Below are 2,209 nucleotides of genomic sequence, written 5' to 3'. Positions count from 1 at the left end.
CGGTAACCTGAGTCTTGACCTCGGTCTTGTCCAGGGTCAGCTGTTCGAACTTCCACTCGTCAGCACCGCTGACCGATGCGATGGCGTTGACTACAAGCGGATTGCTGCCGGTGTAGACGTTGTCCGGGGCGATGACAGTGGTCGAGCCGGTGGTGCTGTTGGCCGCGACCACAATGTTGGTGCCATCGGCCAGCTTGAAGTACAGCGGCGCGTGGTTGTTGATCGGCAAGCCGTCTTTGTTGGTCAGCGTGATGGTGTAGGTGATCTCGCCGCCTTCAGTGACCGACGGCGTGGCGGTCAGCTTGGCGATCACTTCGCTGGTGGTGTCTTCGACCTTGACCGACGCTGGGTCACCCAGCTGCAGGTTTTCGAAGGTCGCACCTGTGGCGTCAACGGCCGACTTCAGACCCAGGCTGATTTCGCCGGCATCTTTATAGACATCGTCGCCTTGTTCAGCGTGGGTGTATTTCACGCTGGTTTGACCGGCAATGATGGTGACCTTGGCATCGTTGCTCAGGGTCACGATCAGGTCGTGGTCCAGCTTGGTGTTGATGCTGACGGTGAAGGTCGGCTTCTCGTTCTCGAGCACCGACGTTTCGTTGGCTTCGATGGTGACCTTGACGATATCGCCTTCGTTGCCCGGAGTGCCTGGCTCGTCGGTAACCTGAGTCTTGACCTCGGTCTTGTCCAGGGTCAGCTGTTCGAACTTCCACTCGTCAGCACCGCTGACCGATGCGATAGCGTTGACTACAGGCGGATTGCTGCCGGTGTAGACGTTGTCCGGGGCGATGACAGTGGTCGAGCCGGTGGTGCTGTTGGCCGCGACCACAATATTGGTGCCATCGGCCAGCTTGAAGTACAGCGGCGCGTGGTTGTTGATCGGCAAGCCGTCTTTGTTGGTCAGCGTGATGGTGTAGGTGATCTCGCCGCCTTCAGTGACCGACGGCGTGGCGGTCAGCTTGGCGATCACTTCGCTGGTGGTGTCTTCGACCTTGACCGACGCTGGGTCACCCAGCTGCAGGTTTTCGAAGGTCGCACCTGTGGCGTCAACGGCCGACTTCAGACCCAGGCTGATTTCGCCGGCATCTTTATAGACATCGTCGCCTTGTTCAGCGTGGGTGTATTTCGCGCTGGTCTCACCGGCAATGATGGTGACCTTGGCATCGTTGCTCAGGGTCACGATCAGGTCGTGGTCCAGCTTGGTGTTGATGCTGACGGTGAAGGTCGGTTTCTCGTTCTCGAGCACCGACGTTTCGTTGGCTTCGATGGTGACCTTGACGATATCGCCTTCGTTGCTGCCGCCTGGGTTACCCGGTGTACCCGGCTCGTCGGTAACCGTGGTACTGACCGGGGTCTTGTCCAGGGTCAACTGCTCGAACTTGCCAACATCAGCGCCAGCAACGGTCGCGATCGACTGCACCACTGCAGGGTTGGTGCCGACGTACACGTTGTCCGGAGCGGTAACAGTAACCGAACCGGTCGTGCCGTTGGCCGGGACGGTGATGACGGTCTTGCCGTCGCTCAGCGTGAAGGTCAATGCACTGTGGTTGTTGATCGGCAGACCATCTTTGTTGGTCAGGGTGATGGTGTAGGTGATCTCGCCGCCTTCGGTTACCGAAGGCGTGGCGGTCAGCTTGGCCACTACCTCACTGATGGTGTCAGAGATTTCAACGGTAGCCGGGTCACCCAAGGCCAGCTTCTCGAAGGTGGCCCCCGGCACAGTTGCGCCAGTGACGCTGAGGGTGATGGAGCCTGCGTCTTTGTAGACGTCATCGCCCTGGACCGGTGTCTTGTACTCGGCTTCGGTTTTACCGGCTTCGATGGTGACGGTGTCGCCGTTCGACAGGGTCACGGTCAGCGGACGGTCCAGCGCCTGGCTCACTTTCACAGTGAAGGAAGGCTGCTGGTCTTCGGTCACATTGCCATTGCTGACGATGCTTACAGTGACGGTATCGATGCTGTCATTGATGACAGTCGACGCCGGGGTCGGGTTCGGGGTCAGCTGTTCGAAGTTACCGCCTGTGGCGTTCTCGATGGTGACGCTGACGGTCGAACCATTGTTGTAGACATCGTTCGCCGGAGTCTGGAAATCAACGCTGCCCTGGGTTTTACCCGCCTCAACGGTAATGGTCTGGCCGTTGGACAGGGTCACGGTCACCGGGGTCTGGGCAGGGTTGCTCAGGGTCACGGTGTAGGTGATCACGCCGCC

Annotated in this window: 1 protein-coding gene; it reads right to left on the bottom strand. The window is 59.3% G+C overall.

All coding sequences use genetic code 11. From position 1 onward, the window contains the following. A partial coding sequence (locus ACIQUI_RS28410) for an immunoglobulin-like domain-containing protein (RefSeq protein ID WP_403204405.1) occupies positions 1-2,209 on the bottom strand: 2,209 nt, incomplete at both ends.

The organism is Pseudomonas sp. NPDC090592, from assembly GCF_044769185.1.
In the GTDB taxonomy this organism is placed as follows: Bacteria; Pseudomonadota; Gammaproteobacteria; order Pseudomonadales; family Pseudomonadaceae; genus Aquipseudomonas.
The sequence above is the reverse complement of the archived record's forward strand: the minus strand, read 5'-3'. Positions and strand labels throughout refer to the sequence as shown.